13 protein-coding genes are annotated in these 19728 nt (G+C 74.2%); 7 read left to right on the top strand and 6 right to left on the bottom strand.

Annotation, left to right across the window (positions count from 1 at the left end):
- Positions 1-72: 72 nt before the first annotated feature.
- A complete protein-coding gene (locus AB0D94_RS09195) occupies positions 73-2469 on the bottom strand; it encodes an ABC transporter substrate-binding protein (protein ID WP_362047961.1) in 2397 nt (798 codons plus the stop codon).
- A gap of 346 nt (positions 2470-2815) precedes the next feature.
- On the opposite strand from AB0D94_RS09195, the gene AB0D94_RS09190 reads away from it, so the two are divergent.
- The 7 genes from AB0D94_RS09190 to AB0D94_RS09160 all read left to right on the top strand — a co-directional run bounded on the left by AB0D94_RS09190 (position 2816) and on the right by AB0D94_RS09160 (position 14239).
- Positions 2816-3046: a hypothetical protein gene (locus tag AB0D94_RS09190; protein WP_362047958.1), complete on the top strand. Its 231-nt coding sequence runs from the start codon at positions 2816-2818 to the stop codon at positions 3044-3046.
- 163 nt (positions 3047-3209) lie between these two features.
- Entirely contained in the window at positions 3210-4034 is an 825-nt protein-coding gene (locus tag AB0D94_RS09185) for a hypothetical protein (RefSeq protein WP_362047955.1), read from the top strand.
- Position 4035: 1 nt separating this feature from the next.
- Positions 4036-5961 carry a fumarate reductase/succinate dehydrogenase flavoprotein subunit gene (locus tag AB0D94_RS09180; RefSeq protein WP_362047952.1) on the top strand — a complete coding sequence of 642 codons (1926 nt, stop codon included), beginning with the start codon at positions 4036-4038 and terminating at the stop codon, positions 5959-5961.
- Positions 5958-6731 (top strand): succinate dehydrogenase/fumarate reductase iron-sulfur subunit, encoded by a 774-nt coding sequence (locus AB0D94_RS09175; protein ID WP_362047949.1) that lies wholly within the window; start codon positions 5958-5960, stop codon positions 6729-6731. Before AB0D94_RS09180 ends, AB0D94_RS09175 begins: the two co-directional genes overlap by 4 nt.
- 43 nt (positions 6732-6774) lie before the next feature.
- Complete coding sequence (locus tag AB0D94_RS09170) at positions 6775-11184, top strand: protein kinase (RefSeq protein WP_362047946.1); 4410 nt, start codon at positions 6775-6777, stop codon at positions 11182-11184.
- A 178-nt stretch (positions 11185-11362) separates the two neighbouring features.
- Positions 11363-13417: a TPM domain-containing protein gene (locus AB0D94_RS09165; RefSeq protein WP_362048126.1), complete on the top strand. Its 2055-nt coding sequence runs from the start codon at positions 11363-11365 to the stop codon at positions 13415-13417.
- A gap of 102 nt (positions 13418-13519) precedes the next feature.
- Positions 13520-14239 (top strand): PspA/IM30 family protein, encoded by a 720-nt coding sequence (locus AB0D94_RS09160; RefSeq protein WP_362047943.1) that lies wholly within the window; start codon positions 13520-13522, stop codon positions 14237-14239.
- Positions 14240-14363: 124 nt separating this feature from the next.
- Here the strand turns inward: AB0D94_RS09160 and AB0D94_RS09155 are convergent, their stop codons facing one another.
- The 5 genes from AB0D94_RS09155 to AB0D94_RS09135 all read right to left on the bottom strand — a co-directional run bounded on the left by AB0D94_RS09155 (position 14364) and on the right by AB0D94_RS09135 (position 19616).
- Positions 14364-16946 (bottom strand): SpoIIE family protein phosphatase, encoded by a 2583-nt coding sequence (locus tag AB0D94_RS09155; RefSeq protein ID WP_362048123.1) that lies wholly within the window; start codon positions 16944-16946, stop codon positions 14364-14366.
- Positions 16947-17131: 185 nt separating this feature from the next.
- Entirely contained in the window at positions 17132-17560 is a 429-nt protein-coding gene (locus tag AB0D94_RS09150; RefSeq protein ID WP_362047940.1) for an ATP-binding protein, read from the bottom strand.
- A 205-nt stretch (positions 17561-17765) separates the two neighbouring features.
- Entirely contained in the window at positions 17766-18158 is a 393-nt protein-coding gene (locus AB0D94_RS09145) for a (deoxy)nucleoside triphosphate pyrophosphohydrolase (RefSeq protein ID WP_266934456.1), read from the bottom strand.
- 28 nt (positions 18159-18186) lie between these two features.
- A complete protein-coding gene (locus AB0D94_RS09140; protein WP_031144291.1) occupies positions 18187-18372 on the bottom strand; it encodes an SPOR domain-containing protein in 186 nt (61 codons plus the stop codon).
- A gap of 491 nt (positions 18373-18863) precedes the next feature.
- Entirely contained in the window at positions 18864-19616 is a 753-nt protein-coding gene (locus AB0D94_RS09135) for a GntR family transcriptional regulator (protein ID WP_362047935.1), read from the bottom strand.
- Between the last annotated feature and the right edge of the window lie 112 nt (positions 19617-19728).

Below are 19728 nucleotides of genomic sequence, written 5' to 3'. Positions count from 1 at the left end.
CGGCGGGCAAGGAACTTGAGTCACATCTGAGCTTGAGATCCTCGGGGCAACCTGCCGGGCGCCCCTTTGTCACTACTTCTTCTTCTTGTCTTTCGCGGTCGGCGGCTTCTTCCAGCCGATGTCCTGGAAGCGGGGGGTGCCGAGGCCGAAGGCGCCCGCGTTGGCCAGGGACGGCTTGACGGCGACCAGCTCGGGGCGCTGGAAGAGCGGGATGGAGCCGGCGGCGGCCCAGATCCGGGCGTCGGCCTTGCGCATGAGCTCGCGGGACTGCTCCTCGTCCAACTCGCCGACCGCCTGGTCGAACAGCTGGTCGATGTGGTCGGTGCCGACCCGGGTGTAGTTCTGTTCGACGAGCAGCGAGCCGTCCGCGGCCGGCTCCGGCTTGGCGAAGATGGGCCGGGCGTCGGTGGCCGGGTAGGCGGTGGCGGGCCAGGAGTAGAGCGCCAGGTCGTACTGGCCCGAGGCGATGTGGTCCTTGAAGAAGCTCTCGTCGGCCACCTTGGTCATCTCGGTCTGCACGCCGAGCTTCTGGAGCATCCGGGTGATCCGCTCGCCGACCGTGCGCAGGGCCTCCGAGCCGGGGCCCGACGGGAGGACGAAGCGCAGGGTGAGGGGCTTGCCGTCCTTGGCGAGCATGTTCCCGGAGGTGCGGACGGCCTGCTTGGCCGGGGGCGGCGAGGCCTTGGCGGGGTCGGCGGCCTCGCCGTCGCGGCCCGGGGTGCGCTTGCCGTCGTCGGCCGGGGCGGGCTGGGCGGCCTGGGCGAGCGCGGCGGCCTGGGCGAGGATCGAGGCCTCCTGCTGGGCCGCGAAGGGAGCCGGGGCCAGGACCGGGGAGGGCCCGGTCCGCGGGGCGTACGCGGCGAAGGCGCCGGCGTCGGTGCCCGTGGCGCCGGAGCCGTGGCCGCCGGGGAGGGTTCCCGGTCCCGCCGCCGGCCCGGCCGGGAGCGCCCTGACCAGGTCCGCGGTCGCCGAGCGCAGCTCGCCGTTGTGCCCGTCGTCCTGGCCCACGATGTAGAGCCCGTCGTTGCCGGTGCCCGGCCCGGACGGGGTCTTCGCGTCGTCCTGCGGCGCGCTCTCCGGGCCCGCCTTGGCGCCGGAGGGCTCGGTGAGCTTGCCGCCGCGGCGCCAGCCCGCGTCCGCGAGGAGGGCCTGGGCCGCCTGGGTGTCCTGGCCGCCGAGGGCGCCGCTGTTGTCGGCGTACGCCCGCTGTCCCGCCAGCGCCAGGTGGCTGCCGACCGGCTTCGCGGGGAGGCCGAGGGGCTTCAGTACGGCCTCGGCCAGTGCCTTGCGGTCCAGTGCCCGGGCCACCGCCCGGCGGACCCGCTCGTCCGCCAGCGGGCCGGAGGCGCCGTTCATGGCGAGCTGGGTGTAGGCGGGCTCCAGGGACTTGCGCACGGTGAAGGTCCGCAGGGCCTTCTGCTCGGCGGCGTACCGTTTCGCCGCCTCGGCCTTCTTCAGCCGGTTCTCCTGCTCGGCCTCGGCCTTCTCCTCGTCCGCGCCGAAGGCGATCGCCCACGACAGGGTGGCCTGCGCCGGCGTCACCGCGGCGGCCGGGCCGTGGGCCGGGGCCCCGCCGCTGCCCGCGCCGGCGCTGCCCTTGGCGTCGCGGCGGGCCAGTGCGATGCGGTCGGCGCCCGCCCGGTCGATCTCCGCCAGGTCGATCTTGCCCGCGGCCAGCGCGGCCGGGCGCCCGGCCCGGGGCACGGCCGTCAGGACGAGCGTGTCCAGCTTGGGCGGCTGGCCCCACCAGCGCGGGTTGCGGGTCAGGGCCGCGGTGCCCGTCTTCTTGTCGATGGCCCCGAGGCCGAAGGGTCCGGCGGTCACCTTGAGGGTGCCCCGCGCGCCCTCGTTGAAGGCGTCCGGGGTGCCGGTGACCTGCTTGGGGTAGAGCGGCGTGAACAGGGCGCGCCAGTCGGCGTACGGCTTGGAGAAGGTGACCCGGACCTCCAGGTCGGTCTTGCCCCGCTCGATCTTCTCGATCCGGTCGTAGCCCGCGTTCCGGGCCGTCCAGTACGCCGAGTCCTTGCCGTTCAGGGCCCGCCACTGGGCCACGAAGTCGGCGGCGCCGATCTCCCGGCCGTCGCTCCACACCGCCTGCTGGTGCAGCTTGTACAGGACGACCTGCTTGGGCTCCCGCTCGACGACCTCCGCCTTCTCCAGGTAGTCGGGATTGGCCACCGGCCGCCCCTTGGCGTCCAGGACGAACAGCTGCGGCAGGACTGCCCCGGCGATGCGGGCGGTGGTGGCGTCGGCGTCGGCCTGGAAGGTGTTCAAGGTGTTCGGCAGGGAGTCCACGGCCCAGCGCAGCACGCCCCCGTCGGCCACCTTGTCGCGGGCCGTGGTCGCGATGTCCTGCCCGGCGGCGGCCGGGCCGCCCTCGTCGTCGCCCGCGCCGCAGCCCGTGAGCAGCGGCAGTGCGAGGACTCCCGAGGTCAGGAGCGCCAAGGACCTGCGCCTTCTCTGGGACATGGGTGGTACCTCCGGGGCAGGGCGTGAGGGAAGCATGATCACGTTTGGCGGTATATGGAGCTGATCACATCGGTTGCCGGATCCCACTGAAATCGACGCCCCGCCCGGCCTCTCGCAGCAGCCCCGCGCCACGCCGCGAAGCCCACCCGTGCGGACCAACGGGGTGCGCGCGGCGGACGAGCGTTCGCCCGGAAGAGGGATGAGAATGGGGGGCAGGGAGGGGCGCACAGATCACGCCTGCGCGCCCGCAATCGCTGCACGTCCCTTCACAACCGGGGACGGGAAGCGCGACACTCGCAGGCGCACATGAGCGTTGCCACCGCACCCGCGGAAGTGAGGGCAAATCATGTCCCTGCAAGACGATCTCAGCGCCGTACGGCGCAACCTGGACGAGCTGACGCGCAAGGTCGAGCAACTGGAGCGGCAGGCCGGGAGCAAGCGGTCGGCCGACTCCAGGACGGCGGCCCCGCCGGATCCGTCCCGGATGGTCACCGTCCCGGACACCCCGTACGACAGCTCGCTGTGGACGGACTCCGACGACGAGGGCCTCGGCGCCCGCGACCGTCACGCCCCCTGACGGCGGAGCAACGCCCCCGGCGGAGCCGCCGGCGCCCGGCCCCTGACGGCCGGGTGCCGGTGCCTCCGGCCGGCCCGGACCTCCCCGCCCATCACCCATCTGGCCCAGCCGTCCGCGGCTGGGCCTCCTGGGCCACCCCTCATCACTCCACCCGGAGTCCCCCTTGGCCACAGGCACACAACCACCCCGGCAGCGGCCCGGCGGCGTCCACGACGCCTCCCGGGCCGCGATCGCTGCCAGGCACCTGCGGACCGACCGGTGGTGGCTGGCCCCGGCCGGCACCGCGGCCGGGCTGCTCGCCTTCATCGTCTACTCGACCTGGCGGGCCTTCGCGAACGCCGACTACTACGCGGCCCCGTACGTCTCGCCGTTCTACTCGCCGTGCCTCGCGGAGAACTGCCAGGAGATGCGCGCCGGACCCAACTGGGACCTCTTCGGCAGCTGGTGGGGCCTGTCCCCCGCCCTGCTGATCCTGGTCTTCCCGCTCGGCTTCCGGCTGACCTGCTACTACTACCGGAAGGCCTACTACCGCGGCTTCTGGGCCTCGCCCCCGGCCTGCGCCGTCGCCGAGCCGCACACGAAGTACACCGGCGAGACCCGCTTCCCGCTGGTCCTGCAGAACCTGCACCGCTACTTCTTCTACGCCGCGGTGCCCGTCGCCGGGATCCTGACGTACGACACGGTGCTGACCTTCCGCGACGAGCACTACGCGTGGGGCCACATGGGCCTGGGGACCCTGCTGTTCCTGGTCAACATCGTGCTGATCTGGGCCTACACCCTGTCCTGCCATTCCTGCCGGCACATCATGGGCGGCCGTCTGAAGCACTTCTCGAAGCACCCCGTGCGCTACCGCCTGTGGGGCTGGATCAGCCGGCTCAACACCCGTCACATGCAGCTGGCGTGGGCCTCCCTGATCAGCGTGGCCCTCTGCGACTTCTACGTGTACCTGCTGGCCAGCGGCGCCTTCACCGACCCGAGGATCTTCTGACATGGTTCAAGTGGAACGGCAGCAGTGGGACGTGGTCGTGGTCGGCGCGGGCGGCGCCGGGCTGCGGGCCGCGATCGAGGCCCGCGAGCGGGGTGCCCGTACGGCCGTGATCTGCAAATCCCTCTTCGGCAAGGCCCACACGGTGATGGCGGAGGGCGGCATCGCCGCCTCCATGGGCAACGTCAACGAGGGGGACAACTGGCAGGTGCACTTCCGCGACACCATGCGCGGGGGCAAGTTCCTCAACCAGTGGCGGATGGCCGAGCTGCACGCCAAGGAGGCCCCGGACCGCGTCTGGGAGCTGGAGACCTGGGGCGCGCTCTTCGACCGGACCCCCGACGGGAAGATCTCCCAGCGCAATTTCGGCGGCCACGAGTACCCGCGCCTCGCGCACGTCGGCGACCGCACGGGCCTGGAGCTGATCCGCACCCTCCAGCAGAAGATCGTCCAGCTCCAGCAGGAGGACTTCAAGGAGTACGGGGACTACGAGGCCCGGCTCAAGGTCTTCCAGGAGTGCACTGTCACCAGGGTCCTCAAGAGCGGGTCCGACAGCGGCTCCGCCGCGGGGCAGCGGGTCTCGGGGACCTTCTGCTACGAGCGCGAGTCCGGCCGCTTCTTCGTGCTGGAGGCCCCGGCGGTCGTGCTGGCCACCGGCGGGATCGGCAAGTCCTTCAAGACCACCTCCAACTCCTGGGAGTACACGGGCGACGGCCACGCGCTGGCGCTGCTCGCGGGCGCGCCCCTGCTGAACATGGAGTTCGTGCAGTTCCACCCGACCGGCATGGTCTGGCCGCCTTCGGTGAAGGGCATCCTCGTCACCGAATCGGTGCGCGGCGACGGCGGGGTGCTGCGCAACAGCGAGGGCAAGCGGTTCATGTTCGACTACGTCCCGGACGTCTTCAAGGAGAAGTACGCGGAGTCGGAGGAGGAGGGCGACCGCTGGTACGAGGACCCGGACCACAACCGGCGGCCGCCCGAACTGCTGCCCCGCGACGAGGTGGCCCGGGCGATCAACTCCGAGGTGAAGGCGGGCCGTGGCTCCCCGCACGGCGGGGTTTTCCTTGACGTGTCCACCCGGATGCCCGCGGAGAGGATCCGCCGGCGCCTTCCTTCGATGTACCACCAGTTCAAGGAGCTGGCGGACGTGGACATCACCGCGGAGCCGATGGAGGTGGGCCCGACCTGCCACTACGTGATGGGCGGTATCGCGGTGGACTCCGACACCGCGGCCACCGTCGGCGTCCCCGGCCTGTTCGCGGCGGGCGAGGTCGCGGGCGGGATGCACGGCTCGAACCGCCTCGGCGGGAACTCCCTCTCCGACCTGCTGGTCTTCGGACGGCGGGCGGGTCTGCACGCGGCGGAGCACGCCACGGCCGCCGGTGAGCGCCCGGCGGTCTCCCAGGAGGAGGTCGACGCGGCGGCCGCGGAGGCGCTGGCGCCCTTCCAGGCCGCCGAGGGCGCGGAGAACCCGTACACGCTCCACCAGGAGCTCCAGACGACCATGAACGACCTGGTCGGCATCATCCGGCGCGAGGGCGAGATGGCCGAGGCCCTGGAGAAGCTCGCGGGGCTGCGCGTACGGGCCGCCCGGGCCGGGGTGGAGGGCCACCGGCAGTTCAACCCGGGCTGGCACCTGGCGCTGGACCTGCGGAACATGCTGCTGGTCAGCGAGTGCGTGGCGCGCGCGGCCCTGGAGCGTACCGAGAGCCGGGGCGGGCACACCCGCGAGGACTGCCCGGCGATGGAGCGGAGCTGGCGGCCGGTGAACCTGCTGTGCCGCCCGGTGGACCCCGCGCCCTCGGACCCGGCAGCCGACCGGATCGCCCTGGTCCGCACCCGCACCGACCCCATCCGTTCCGACCTGCTCGCGCTCTTCGAGAAGGAAGAGCTGGTCAAGTACCTCGCCGAAGAGGAGCTGTACGAATGAGTACGTACGACGCGAGCTTCCGGATCTGGCGGGGCGACGCGGAGGGCGGGGAGCTGCGCGACTTCACCGTCGAGGTGCACGACGGCGAGGTGGTCCTGGACATCGTCCACCGGCTCCAGGCCACCCAGGCCTCGGACCTCGCGGTGCGCTGGAACTGCAAGGCGGGCAAGTGCGGCTCGTGCAGCGCGGAGGTCAACGGGCGGCCGCGGCTGATGTGCATGACGCGGATGTCGACCTTCGAGCGGGAGGAGACGATCACGGTCACCCCGCTGCGCGCCTTCCCCGTCGTCCGCGACCTGGTCACGGACGTCTCCTTCAACTATCAGAAGGCGCGGGAGGTTCCGGCCTTCGTGCCGCCGGAGGGGGTGGCCCCGGGCGCGTACCGCATGCAGCAGATCGACGTGGAGCGCTCGCAGGAGTTCCGCAAGTGCATCGAGTGCTTCCTGTGCCAGGACACCTGCCACGTGGTGCGTGACCACGAGGAGAACAAGAACGCCTTCGCCGGTCCGCGCTTCCTGATGCGGGTGGCGGAACTGGACATGCACCCCCTGGACGCGGCGGCGGAGGCCGGCCTGGACCGCAAGAGCAGCGCGCAGGAGGAGCACGGGCTGGGCTACTGCAACATCACCAAGTGCTGTACGGAGGTCTGCCCCGAGGGCATCAAGATCACCGACAACGCCCTGATCCCGCTGAAGGAGCGGGCGGTGGACCGCAAGTACGACCCGCTGGTGTGGCTGGGCAGCAGGATCGGGCGGCGTCCGTCCTCGTAGCGGCCCCCAGCCGTTCACTTCGCAGGACACAATGCCCCCTGGGATGACGTCGGATGACGTGTCGTCAGGGGGCATTGCGGTGCGGGTGGGGGATCGACTGGCCGGCCGGTACCGGCTGGACCAGCGGCTCGGGCAGGGCGGCATGGGCGAGGTGTGGCGCGGGTACGACCTGACGCTGGACCGGGCCGTCGCCGTGAAGGTGCTGCTGGACACGGCGACGAACGACGAGGTGGTGAGCCGGTTCCGGCGCGAGGCCACCATCGGGGCGCGGCTCCAGCACCCGGGGATCACGGTGGTGCACGACGTGGGCCGGCACGAGGGCAGGCTGTTCATCGTGATGGAGCTGCTCGCGGGCGAGGACCTGGCGTCGCTGCTGGGCCGGACGCCGGGCGGGCTGCCGGAGGAGACCGCGGTCGGCCTGGCGGCGCAGACGGCGGAGGCGCTGTCCGCCGCCCACGAACAGGCGGTGGTGCACCGCGACCTGAAGCCCGGCAACCTCTTCCTGCTGCCCGGCGGGCGGCTGAAGATCTGCGACTTCGGGATCGCCCACTCGGCGGACGCGACCGGGGGCTGGACGGTCACGGGCCGGATGTTCGGCACCCCTCCCTACATGGCGCCCGAGCAGTGGCGGGGCGAGCACGTCGACGCGCGCTGCGACCTGTACGCGCTGGGGTGCGTGCTGTACGCCCTGCTGAGCGGGGAGCCGCCGTTCGGCGTGGCGGAGTCCCCGTACGTGCTGATGCGCCGGCACATCGAGGACGAACCGCTCGCGCTGCGGGAGGCGGGCTTCCCGGTGGCTCCGGAGCTGGAACGGCTGGTGCGGCGCCTGCTGGCCAAGGAGCCGGCGGACCGGCCGGAGTCGGCGGAGGCCGTCGGGAAGGCCCTGCGCGGGCTTGCCCTCGCGGGCGGGGGCGGGGGGCACGGCCGGGACCGGCACCACGGGGACCCGGCCGCGGGCGGTGCGGCCCCGGCGGCCCCCGGGTACGCCGTCACCCGGAGCCCCGGCCCGACGGCCGGGGCAGGCACGGCGAACGGGCCCGGGCCCGCCCCGGACTCCGAAGCCGCGGCGCCCGCTGCCGCCTCCGGAGCAGCCGCTCCCGCTGCCGCTCTGGCCGCGGCTGCGGCCGCCGCAGGCCCGGCGAGCGGGGCCGCGCCGCCAGGGCCCGGGGCCGGGGCCGGGACCGGGACCGGGACCGGGGCCGGGACCGGGACCGGGACCGGGGCCGGGGCCGAGAGCCCGGGCGGGCGCGACGGGCGCAAGGCCGAGACCGGAACGGGGACCGGGCGCGGGGCCGAGAGCGGGTCCCGAGCTGGGACCGCGGCCGAGCGCACCGGCGGGCACGAGGCCGGGACCGGGACCGGGAGGACGGGAACGGGGGCCGGGACGGGGACCGGGACCGAGAGCGGGCCCCACGCTGGGACCGGGGCCCAGAGCCCGGGCGGACGCGAGGCCGAAACCGGGACGGGGACCGGGACCGGGACCGGGCGCGAAGCCGAGAGCGGGTCCCGGGCTGCGACCGGGGCCCAGAACCCGGGCGGGCACGAGGCCGGAACCGGGACGGGGACCGGCCGCGAACCCGGGAGCGGGTCCCGCGCTGGGACCGGGGCCCAGAGCCCGGGCGGGCGCGAGGCCGAAACCGGGACGGGGACGGGGACGGGGACCGGGACCGGGACCGGGACCGGGACCGGGCGCGAGACGGAGAGCGAGTCCCGGGCTGGGACAGGAACCGAGCGCGCCGGCGGGCACGATGCCGGGACCGGGACGGGGAGCTGGACCGGCCGCGAAGCCGAGGGCGGGTCCCGGGCTGCGACTGGAGCCCAGAGCCCGGGCGGGTACGAGGCCGGGACCGGGACCGGGCGCGACGCCGAGAGCGGGTCCCGGGCCGGGACCGGGGCCCAGAGCGCGAGCAGGCGCGAGGCCGGGACGGGGAGCTGGACGGGGAGCGGCACCGGGCACGAGGCCGGGAGCGGGTCCCAGAGCGCGGGCGGGCACGAGGCCGGGAGCGGAGCTCGGGACGGGGCCGGCGGGAGCGGGGCCGGAACCGGAGTCCGGCACGGGGTCGGCGGGACCGGGAGCGGGGCCCGGGGCGGGGCCGGCGGGAGCGGGGCCCGGAGCGGGTCGGGGCCCCGGGCCTCGGCTGCTGCTCCGGATCCGGCTGCGGCCGCGGACCTGGCTGCCGCCGCGATCGCGGCCACGGCGGCCACGGCGGCCGCGGGCGCCGAGGTTCCGTACGCGGTGCAGGAGTTCGTCCGCGGGCTGTTGCACGAGGCTGAGGAGACCCTGTGGACCGCGTCGCCCGGCTGGGAGCACCTGCGCGTCGAGGGGCTCGCCGTCGCCGCCGACGCGGCCGCGCGCTTCGACGCCCCCCTCGCGGGCCGGCTGCTGGCGGGCGCGGAGCGCTGCGCGTGGACCGACGGCCAGGGCGACGGGGCCCGGATCGCCGATCTGCTGACCTTCCTCGCACGGCGCACGGCCCGGCACGCCCCCGCACGCACCGGGCGGCTGCTCACCGATGCCCAGCAGGCCCTGTTCACGGTCTTCGGTTCGAACCGCCGGGCCCCGCTGCGGATGGTCGCGGAGGAACTGGCCCGGGTCTCCCCCGAGCGCGCCGCGCAGCTCGCCCTGCGCCACTTCGCGGACCACCCCGCCGGGGACCGGATCTGGGCCCGGGTGGCCGTGGCCACCGCGGCCACCGACCTCGCCCTCGCCGAGGAGCACCTCGCCCGGATCCGCGACACGGGCCTGCGCGCGACGGCCCGTGCCGGCCTCGTCGCGGCAGTGGCCCGTACGGACCTGACCGCATCACTGCGCCTCGCCGAGCGGCTGGACAGGCGCGATGGCAGCAAGGTCCTGGCGCTGTGCGCGGTGGTGGGCGAGCGCGCCGCCGCCGACCCGGCGGGCGCGGCCAAAGCCTTCGCCCGCGCGGAGCAGGCGTTCTCGTACTACGTGGACGACCGGGCCGCCCAGCTGATCGTGGAGGCGGGCCGGCACTCAAATCGGGCTGATTCCGTACGCGCCGGACAACTGCGCGACCAGGCGGACTCGTTGCTGCTCCTGCACGGCCGGAACTCCGGCGACGAGGAGGTGGAGCGGGCGCGGACCGCCCTGTCGGAGGCCCGGGCCCGGCTCGCGCAGGAACCGCACCGCCTCCTGGACCTGGCGGTGGCCCGCGAGCGCGCGGTCGCCGCCCGGGACCTGCCCGACGCCCCGGAGCGGGCCCGGGAGCTGGCCCGGATCGCCCGGGAGTGCGTGGCCGCAAGTCACTCGCCCTGGCTGCCGGAGGCGGCGGCGGACCCGGGCAGCCCGCCTCCGCACGACGTGGCGGTCGCCGTGGCGGGCGCCGTCCGCGCGGACTCCGCGACCCGGCCGGGCCCGCAGGCCCCCGGATTCCCCGGCGCACGCCGGTGGTTCACGGACGCCGTCCCGCTGGCCCTGTGCGCGGCCGGGGACAGCGTGGTGTGGACCTCGGGCGACGAGGTGGGCTCCGTACGGGCCGACGGCGGGGGCACCCGCTGGACGGCCTTCGCCGACGACGGGGTGCCGGCGGCGCCCCTGCCGGGGGACACGGCAGCCTTCTGCGCGGCCGACGCCGGCACGGTCTGCGTGGCGCTGGAGCAGCGCGCGGGCTCCGGGGTGCGGCTGCTGGCCCGGGAGCCCCGGGACGGCCGGGTGCGCTGGTGGCGGGACCTGCCGCAGGCGGGGCCCGCCGGGCGCGACCGGATGCCGGTGGTGGCGGCCGGCGGGCTGGTCCTGCACGCGGGCCGGGAGCGGCTGACGGCCCTGGACGCGTCCACCGGCGAGGTGCGCTGGCAGCGCCCGGGCCCGTACCACTCCTCCCTGACGACCACGGTGGACCGGGACTGCCTCGTCCTGGCGGGCCAGGACACGCTGATGGGCCTGCACCTGGCCGACGGCGCGCTGCTGTGGACCTGGCAGCGCGGCGCGGGGCGGGTCCTGGTGCCGCCGGGCGCCCCGCAGGTGGCCGGGGGCCCGGTGGCCGTGCTGGACGGACCGGTGCTGCGCGCCCTGGACCGGCGCCGCGGCGGCGAGCTGTGGTCGGTCGAACTGGGCACCCCCGCGTCCGTGCTGACCGCCGGATCCGTGGTGTACGCCGCCGGCTGGCGCCGGCAGGAGAAGGGCGACGTGGTGTACGCGTTCGACGCGCTGACCGGCCGGGAGCGGGCGCGGCAGCGGCTCGCGCAGCACGACGGCGGCTGCGCGCTGGAACTGCTCGGCATCCGGCAGGGGCGGCTGTACGTGAAGTCCGCGCGCGGCAGCCGTGCCCGGCTCGGCCGGGCCTCCCAGCCGCCGTTCCTGACCGCCCTGGACCTGGCGACGCTGAAGCCGGGCTGGCAGTGGAGCGATCTCCACATCGGCCGCCGGGACGCGGTGCTGACCGGGGACAGCGTCGTGCTCCCGCTGCCGACGCTGACGGCGATCGCCCTGCCCTGAGCGCGGGGCGGTGTCCCGCCGATCCGGCGGGACACCGCCCGGTGCGTGCCGCCGGGCGCGTTGATCACTCCGGGTGCGGGGGCCGGAAACCGCCCATACCCTCCGAAATGTGATTGCGCCGAGCAGCAGGACCAAGAGTCGCGCCACCGCCGGGATATCCGTACGGGCCGCCCTCGCGCTGGCCGCCGCGCTCCTCGCGCTCGGCGGCTGGGGCGTGGCCGGGGCGCCGCCCGCCCGGGCCGAGGATCCCGTGACCCTGTCCCAGGAGGGGCAGATCACCGACCGCGTCGGGGCGCTGGGGGACCGCGCGCCCGCCGTCACCGCCGCGCTCGACAAGCTGTACGCCGACCGCAGGATCCAGCTGTTCGTGACGTACGTCCGCGACTTCTCCGGGCGCTCCGCGCAGAGCTGGGCCGACGCCACCGCGGAGAAGAACGGCCTCGGGCAGAACGACGTCCTGCTGGCCGTCGCGACCGGGGCCCGGCAGTACGCCTATTCGGCCGATGTCGACTCCGGTTTCACCGAGGAGCAGCTCGCCACCGTCGCGCGGACCGCCATCGAGCCGGCCCTGAAGCAGAACGACTGGGCGGGCGCCGCGATCGGCGCGGCCGACGGCTACAACGCCGTGCTCGGCGGGCTGCCCGTTCCCGTGCCCACCATCACGCCCGGGCAGGCCGACCCGGGCGGCAATGGGGGCGGGGAGAGCGGGGCCGGGGACTTCGTGCTCCCGGTGGTCGCGGTCGGCGCGGCCGGGGCGCTCGCCGCGTACGCGTACCGCCGCCGCAAGCGCAAGGACGCCGGCATCGGCTCCGCCGGACGCGGTACGACGACCGGTCCGGGCTGGGGCACGCAGGGGGCGGCTCAGCTGGAGCTGCCGGAACTGGACGCCAAGGCCAAGGCGCTGCTGGTGGAGACCGATGACGCGGTCCGCACCAGCACGGAGGAAATCGGCTTCGCCTCGGCCCAGTTCGGCGACGAGGCGGTCGTACCCTTCGTCGAGGCCGTGAAGTACGCCAAGGACGAGCTGACGCACGCCTTCCGGCTGCGCCAGCAGCTCGACGACGCCTACCCGGAGGACGACCCCACACGGCGCCGGATGCTGGACGAGATCGTCGCCCGGTGCACCGAGGCGAACCGGCGGCTCGACGCCGAATCGGCGGACTTCGACCGGCTGCGGGACCTGGAGAAGAACGCCCCGCAGGCGCTGGCGACCGTGGAGGCGCACTTCCGGGCGCTGACGGGACGCACCACCACGGCCGGGGCGACGCTGGCCGCGATGACACAGCGGTACGCGGACTCCGCCGCCGCGCCCGTCGCCTCCAACCCCGAACAGGCCAAGGACCGGCTGCTGTTCGCGACGACCAGCCTCGGCGAGGCCCGCGCGGCCGTCGACGCCGGGGACAACGGCAAGGCGGCCGTGCACGTACGGGCCGCCGAGGGCGCGGTGGACCAGGCCGCGACCCTGGTCGACGCGGTGGAGCGGCGGGCCCAGGAGCTCGCGGAGGCGGCCGGGAAGCTGCCGGGCGCCCTGAACGAGACGCAGACCGACCTCGCGGACGCGGAGGGGCTGCTGACCGGTACCGCTCAAGGCACCTCCACGGCGGACCTGCGCGGCCGGATCGGCCGGGCGCGGGCCGTGATGGCCGACGTACGGGAGGAGCAGACGGCCGGGCGGTACGACCCGATCGACGCCCTGCGCCGCATCGAGGAGGCCGACGCGGCCCTCGACGAGGCGCTGGCCGGGGCGCGCGAGCGGGAGTCGGGCCGGCAGCGGGCCGTGGCCCTGCTGGACCAGGCCCTGCTCTCGGCCCGCAGCGCGATCGGCGCGGCCACCGACTACGTCACCACCAGCCGGGGCGCCGTCGGCAGCCAGGCCCGTACCCGGCTGGCGGAGGCCGGACGGCACCTGGAGCGGGCGGTGTCCCTGACGGGCTCGGACCCGGCGGGCGCGCTGGCCGAGGCCCAGCAGGCGGACTCCCTCGCCCGGCAGGCGCAGCAGCTGGCGGAGCAGGACGTACGGGGCTACCAGGACCCGTACGGCGGAAGCCGGTCCGGCGGCGGCCGGGGCGGGGCCGTCCTCGGCGGGATCATCCTCGGCGAGATCTTGCGCGGCGGCGGCTTCGGCGGGCGCGGGGGTGGCTTCGGAGGCGGTTTCGGGGGCGGCGGCAGCGGCCCCGGCTCCTTCGGCGGCGGCGGAACCCGCGGCCGCATGGGCGGTGGCGGCCGCTTCTGACACCTCGTCGCCCGTCACCGCGCACGCACCCGGCAGGACCCAGGGCCCGTAGCGGCGGGCACCGGACCATCCCTCACGCACCTCACGCAGGAGAGAACCGTCATGAGCAAGCAGACCATCCTCGGCCGCGTCACCCAGCTCGCCAAGGCGAACATCAACGCGCTGCTCGACCAGGCCGAGGACCCGCAGAAGATGCTGGACCAGCTGATCCGCGACTACACGAACAACATCTCGGAGGCGGAGCAGGCCGTGGCGACGACCATCGGCAACCTCCGGATGCTGGAGGCGGACCACAAGGAGGACGTGGAGGCGGCCTCCGAGTGGGGCGGCAAGGCCCTCGCGGCGAGCAGGAAGGCGGACGAGCTGCGCGCGTCGGGCGCGACGGCCGACGCCGACAAGTTCGACAACCTCGCGAAGGTGGCGCTGGGCCGGCAGATGCAGTCGGAGAAGGAGGCGAGGACGGCGGAGCCGACGATCGCCGCCCAGACGGACGTCGTGGACAAGCTCAAGTCGGGCCTGGACTCGATGAAGAACAAGCTGACGGAGCTCCAGGCGAAGCGCGACGAGCTGGTGTCCCGGGCGAAGACCGCGCAGGCGCAGAACACGATGCTGGACGCGGTGAAGAACATCGACGTCATGGACCCGACGAGCGATCTGAACCGCTTCGAGGAGAAGGTGCGGCGCGAGGAGGCGATGGCGATGGGCAAGCAGGAACTGGCCGCCTCTTCGCTGGACGCGCAGTTCGAGTCCCTGGAAGACCTCGGCAAGACGTCTGAAATCGAGGCCCGCCTCGCGGCGCTGAAGCAGGGCCGGGCTGCCTGACCCTCCCGGGGGGGTGCGGTGTGCGAGGTGCGGCGCCGCTGCGGGGGCTCCGCCCCCGAACCCCCGCGCCTCAATCGCCGGCGAGGCTGGAATTGCCCTGCGGGCAATCCAGCCGAGCCTCGTCCTACCCGTACATGCTCAGCAGTTGCTCCGCCGAGAGCTCGGACACGGCTTCGGCCGCCGCACCCGGGAGCGGGAGCTCGAACCAGACCGTCTTGCCGCGGTGGGTGCGCCGGGTGCCCCAGCCGGCCGAGAGCAGGCCCACCAGCTGGAGGCCGCGGCCGCCCTCATCCGTGTCCCGGGCGCGGCGGCGCCGCGGCTGGACCAGGTTCGCGTCCCACACCTCGCACACCAGCGTCCGGTCCAGCAGGAGGCGGAGCCGGATCTCGCCCTCCCCGTAGCGCAGGGCGTTGGTGACGAGCTCGCTGACCAGCAGCTCGGTGGTGTCCAGCAGCCCTTCCAGGCCCCAGGCCGGGAGCTTGGCGCGGGCCAGTTCGCGGGCCCGGCCCACCGAACGGGCCTCGCGCGGCAGCTGCCAGTCGCCGACGGCGTCCACCGGCAGGCCCTGGACCCGCGCCATGAGGAGGGCGATGTCGTCCTCCCCGTGCCGGGTGTCCAGGGTGTTCAGCACGTGGTCGCAGACGTCCTCCAGCGGCCGTACCGGGTCCGCGAGGGCCTCCCGCAGGCCGCGCAGCCCCTCCTCCAGGGGATGGTCGCGGGATTCGACCAGCCCGTCGGTGTAGAGGGCCAGCAGGGCGCCCTCCGGCAGTTCCACCTCGACCTCCTCGAAGGGCTCGCCGCCCACCCCCAGCGGCATGCCGGGCGGTACCTCCAGCAGCAGGGCGGGCCGCGGCGCACCGCCCTCGTCGGGGGGTTCGACCAGGACGGGCGGCATGTGGCCCGCGTTGGCGATCGTGCAGCGCCGGGTCACCGGGTCGTACACCGCGTAGACACAGGTGGCGAGGTAGACCTCCGAGCGGTCGGCGTCCCGCGAGTGCAGGGCGGCCCGGGAGGCTTGCTGGGAGCCGCCGGGCGCGCCGAGGCCGCGGGCGATCTCGTCGAGGGCGGTCAGCACCTCCGCCGGTTCGAGGTCCAGCAGCGCGAGGGTCCGTACGGCGGTCCGCAGTTCCCCCATCGCGACGGCGGCCCGCAGGCCGCGTCCCATCACGTCGCCGACGACCAGTGCGGTGCGGTGGCCGGGCAGTTCGATGACGTCGAACCAGTCCCCGCCGACCTCGGTGGCCGCGTTGCCCGGCAGGTACCGGCAGGCGATGTCGAGCCCGGCGGCTTCCGGGTCCCCGGGGGGCAGCAAGCTGCGTTGCAGTATCAGCGCCCGTTCGTGCTCGCGGCGGTAGAGCCGCGCGTTGTCGATGCACACGGCGGCCCGCGCGGCGAGCTCGACGGCGACCGCCCGGTCCCGTTCGCCGAAGGGCTCGCTGCCCTTCGTACGGGAGAACTGCGCGAGGCCCACCACCGTGTCGTGGGCCACCATCGGGACGACGAGGGTGGACTGCACGAGGTCCTCGGGCCCCCCGCCCTCGATCAGCCGCGGCCGCGCGGTGCGCAGTGCGAGCGCGCCTGGGGACGCCGCCGGGTAGCGGTGGACATCGCCTACGGAGACCAGCGCGCCCGGACCGGACAGCGGGGCGTCCGAGACGGCGGAGGCGAAGGCGACCCGGCGCAGCGCGGCGGAGGGCGTCCGGGCCGGGCCCTGGCCGGGCAGGCTGGGCACGCCCGGGCCCTGGGGCCGTGCGGGCCGGTCGTCGTCGCCGAGCAGCAGCCCCTGGTAGAGGTCGACTGCGGCCAGGTCGCAGAAGCCCGGGACGGTCACGTCGAGGAGTTCGCGGGCGGTGGTCTCCAGGTCGAGGGAGTTGCCGATGCGGTGCCCGGCCTCGTTGAGCAGGGCGAGGTTGCGCCGGACCCCGGCGGCCTCGCGGGCGGCGAGGTGGCGGCGGGTGACGTCGGTACCGATGCCGGCGACGCCGACGGGGCGGCCGGTGCCTCCGTGGACCCGGTAGAGGTTGATGGACCAGTGGCGGTCCTCGCGGCTGCCGGGGGCGGCTCCGGTGATCCGGAGGTCGGTGACCGATTCCCCGGTCTCCAGGACCCGGCGCAGGGCCTCGGCCATCCGGTCGGCCTCGTGCGCGGGCAGGTAGTCGTGCACGGTGCGCCCGCGGTGCTCCTCGGCGGCGCCCCCGAAGACGGTCGCGAAGCGGCGGTTGGCCCGCTGCACGGTGAGGTCGGTGCCGAAGAGCAGGAAGCCGAAGGGAGATTGGCCGAATATGGCCTGTGAAGCCGCCAGATCGGATTCGATCCGGCGCAGTGCGCGCACGTCGACGACGACGCACAGTGCGGCCCGCTCGGCGGTCTCGGTCTGGGTGGGCATCACATAGATCTCGGCCACGCCGTGCGCGCCGTCCCCGCCCGGCATGCGGAAGGGGATCAGGCCGGTCCACTCCTTGCCGTCGAGGATCTCGGCGACCTTACGGTGCCCGCCCTCGCGCAACTCGGGGGGCATGAAGGCGTCGACCGGGTCGCGCCCCACCGCCTGGGCGGCCGTCAGCCCGAAGAGTTCCTCGGCGCGCAGGCTCCACTGGTCGACGAGCCCGTCGGGTCCGATCGAGAAGGAAGCGACCTTTATGTAGTCATATATCGAGCCAGGCGGGCTGCTGTGCCACAGGGAGTCGTGCCATGTCTCCCCGGGCACACGGGCCTGATGTGCCTGCGCAGGTATCTCGCTCACGCGACCGTCCCCTCCAGCTCACCGCAACCGGACCGGCCATGACCGAAGTATTCAGCACCACGGCCCCGGACGGCACGGCGTTCACGATCACAGCAAGGTCTCGTTAGTTTCGAGCCACGTCGTGTGACGGTCGGCCACCCTTCACCTTGTTACTCACCAGGAAGTGCCAACTCGAACCACACAGTCTTGCCCGACTTCTTGTGCCGTGTCCCCCAGCGCTGTGCCGAGACGGCCACGAGGTGCAGCCCGCGGCCACCCTCGTCGTCCGGCTTCGCGACCTTCTCGCGGGGCGGATCCGGAAGCGGATCGGAAACTTCCACGAGCAGCGCGGCGCCGCCCGCGGAGCCCCGGGCGGCTGGATTTCGCCACTCCAGCCGGACGCCGATCGGGCCGGACGCGTAGCGCAGGGAATTGGTGACGAGCTCGCTGACCAGCAGGACGGTCACGTCTCCGACGGAGTCGAGACCCCAGTCGCGCAGGGTTCCCCGTACGGCGTGGCGGGCGGTGCGGACGGCACCTGGCTCGGCGGGGAAGGCCCACTCGGCGCATTCACCGTCTGTGTCGATCACGCCGATCACTTCCCGGGCCAGCAGCGACCCCAGTCCGGTTCGTCTGGGACGAAAGGGGGACGAGATAGGGATTAATAGCGACATACCCGATATTTGGGGCGCCGTACCACTCGATCCGCCACCCACCGGCGCACTGTGGCGCAGACGGCCTACAGCGCAAGCGCCACGCGCCCCCGTGACCCGGCCGTGCGCCGACCCCGGCCCCGCCGGATGTTCAGCCGCGCAGTCGGCGTCCGGCCTCGGCGACCGCGGGGCGGTCCTGGTCGAGCCAGTCCACCGACTCCAGCTCCTCCGGTCCGAGCCAGCGCAGCTCGTCGTGGTCCTCCAGCGGCGCGGGCTCCCCCGAGACCAGCCGGGCCGTCCACACGTGCAGGACCAGGCCGGGCTTCAGCGGCCACTCCCCCGGGATCCGCTCCAGCGCCTCGGTCTCCACGCCGAGCTCCTCGCGCAGTTCGCGCACCAGCGCATCGGGGACGGACTCCCCCGGCTCGGCCTTGCCGCCCGGCAGCTCCCAGCGTCCGGCGAGCTCCGGGGGTGCGCTGCGGCGGGCGGCCAGCAGGCGCCCCTCATGACAAAGGGCTCCGCCCACGACCACTCGTACCGTCATGGGCGGAGCCTATGTCAACGCTGGATGCTCAGTTCATCGTGGCGGTCTGACCGATCCGCTCGACCCAGTACAGCTGCTTGTGTCCTCGGTCGTCGAGGCTGTCGACGACCTTCTGGGCCTCGGCCCGGGTGGGGTACCGGCCCACCCGGTAGCGGTTGCCGTTGTCGTCCTGACGTATGACCAGCCACGGGAGCAGGGCACCGCTGTCGTTCATCGCGTTTCACCCTCCGCCGACGTACCTGCCCGGGAAACCGCATTGCGCATATGCCCGAGCGTACGCCCGACCTTTACTCAGCGGATACGGTTTTTCACGAAGAGGTACCTCGCAGGCGTACGCATCCGGCCATGCGTACGAGCGGGCCGTGTGCGCCGGTCCGACCCGGCGCACACGGCCCGGGTTGCGGCCCGTCAGGATGACCACGGCACATGGGTGCGGCGCCGGTCCTGGGGCTCCGCCCCGGACCCCGCGCCTCAATCGCCGGCGGGGCCGGATTTTGGCTGATGCCGCCCGCCATGCGCGAGGGGTCGGCCTCTGGGCATCAGCGCGGGCGCACAAGCCGGCCTCACCAAGCACAACCCTGCCCGCCGAGCACAACCCGGCCCCGCCGGCGTTCGAGGCGCGGGGTCCGGGGCAGAGCCCCCGAATCTCTGAGCCCCGCCGGGGCTGGGGCGGAGCCCCGGGAGCCTGGGCCGGCGGGGGACGGGTCAGCGCACCGGGAGGTGGTACGCGAGGCGGTAGCGGTCCGCCGGGACCACCACGTCGGCCGTCTCCACGGCGCGGCCGGACGCGAAGTAGGTGCGGCCGATCACGAGCACCACGTGGCCCGGGACCCCGCCGAGGAGGAGGTTCTCCTCCGCCAGGCCCGGCCGCGCGCCGACCTCCTCCACCACGTTGTCCACGACCACGTCGATCGCGGCCATCCGGTCGACGACCCCGGAGCCGCCCAGCGGGCCCTCCTCGGGCAGCATCACGGGCGTGCGGCCGGTCACGGCCAGGGGTTCCCAGGAGGTCGACAGCATCATCGCCTCGCCGGCGTCGCGGAAGACGTACCGCGTGCGCATCACGCGCTCGCCGGGCTCGATGCCGAGCCGGTGGGCGATCTCCGCCGGGGCGGCCCACTGCTCGCTGTTCGACTCCCACGTGCCGCGGGCGCCCGCGTCCGCCTGTTCCTGCCGGAAGGGAGTGGAGGCGCCGCCCGTGCGGTAGCCGGAGCGCGCCACGCGCCGGGGGACGGGCTGTTCCCGCACGTACGTCCCGGACCCGGACCGGCCCTCGACCAGACCCTCCGCCATGAGGACCTTGCGCGCCTCCAGCGCCACGGTGTCCGAGACCCCGTACTCCTCGCGGATCCGGGCCTGCGAGGGGAGCCGGGCGTGCGGGGGCAGGGAACCGTCGACGATCTTCCGCCGCAGGTCCCCGGCCACGCGCAGATAGGCCGGCTGCTCACCGAAAGTCACGGGCCACTCCCATCAGGTTGACAGACAGCTACACCCTGGCAACCGACGGTTGTAGACCGCAAGCAAGGGCCAGAGTTTCACCCGAAGTGATGAAGCCAGGTCACTCAAACCC

Source organism: Streptomyces sp. NPDC048255 (assembly GCF_040652415.1).
Lineage (GTDB): Bacteria > Actinomycetota > Actinomycetes > Streptomycetales > Streptomycetaceae > Streptomyces.
This window is presented reverse-complemented; position numbering and strand designations above follow the sequence as displayed.

What these genes read in the sequence shown, in the direction of transcription:
- AB0D94_RS09195 (WP_362047961.1), bottom strand. Translation starts at nt 2,469, where the DNA reads ATGTCCCAGAGAAGGCGCAGGTCCTTGGCGCTCCTGACCTCGGGAGTC.
- AB0D94_RS09190 (WP_362047958.1), top strand. Translation starts at nt 2,816, where the DNA reads ATGTCCCTGCAAGACGATCTCAGCGCCGTACGGCGCAACCTGGACGAG.
- AB0D94_RS09180 (WP_362047952.1), top strand. Translation starts at nt 4,036, where the DNA reads ATGGTTCAAGTGGAACGGCAGCAGTGGGACGTGGTCGTGGTCGGCGCG.
- AB0D94_RS09175 (WP_362047949.1), top strand. Translation starts at nt 5,958, where the DNA reads ATGAGTACGTACGACGCGAGCTTCCGGATCTGGCGGGGCGACGCGGAG.
- AB0D94_RS09170 (WP_362047946.1), top strand. Translation starts at nt 6,775, where the DNA reads ATGACGTCGGATGACGTGTCGTCAGGGGGCATTGCGGTGCGGGTGGGG.
- AB0D94_RS09160 (WP_362047943.1), top strand. Translation starts at nt 13,520, where the DNA reads ATGAGCAAGCAGACCATCCTCGGCCGCGTCACCCAGCTCGCCAAGGCG.
- AB0D94_RS09145 (WP_266934456.1), bottom strand. Translation starts at nt 18,158, where the DNA reads ATGACGGTACGAGTGGTCGTGGGCGGAGCCCTTTGTCATGAGGGGCGC.
- AB0D94_RS09140 (WP_031144291.1), bottom strand. Translation starts at nt 18,372, where the DNA reads ATGAACGACAGCGGTGCCCTGCTCCCGTGGCTGGTCATACGTCAGGAC.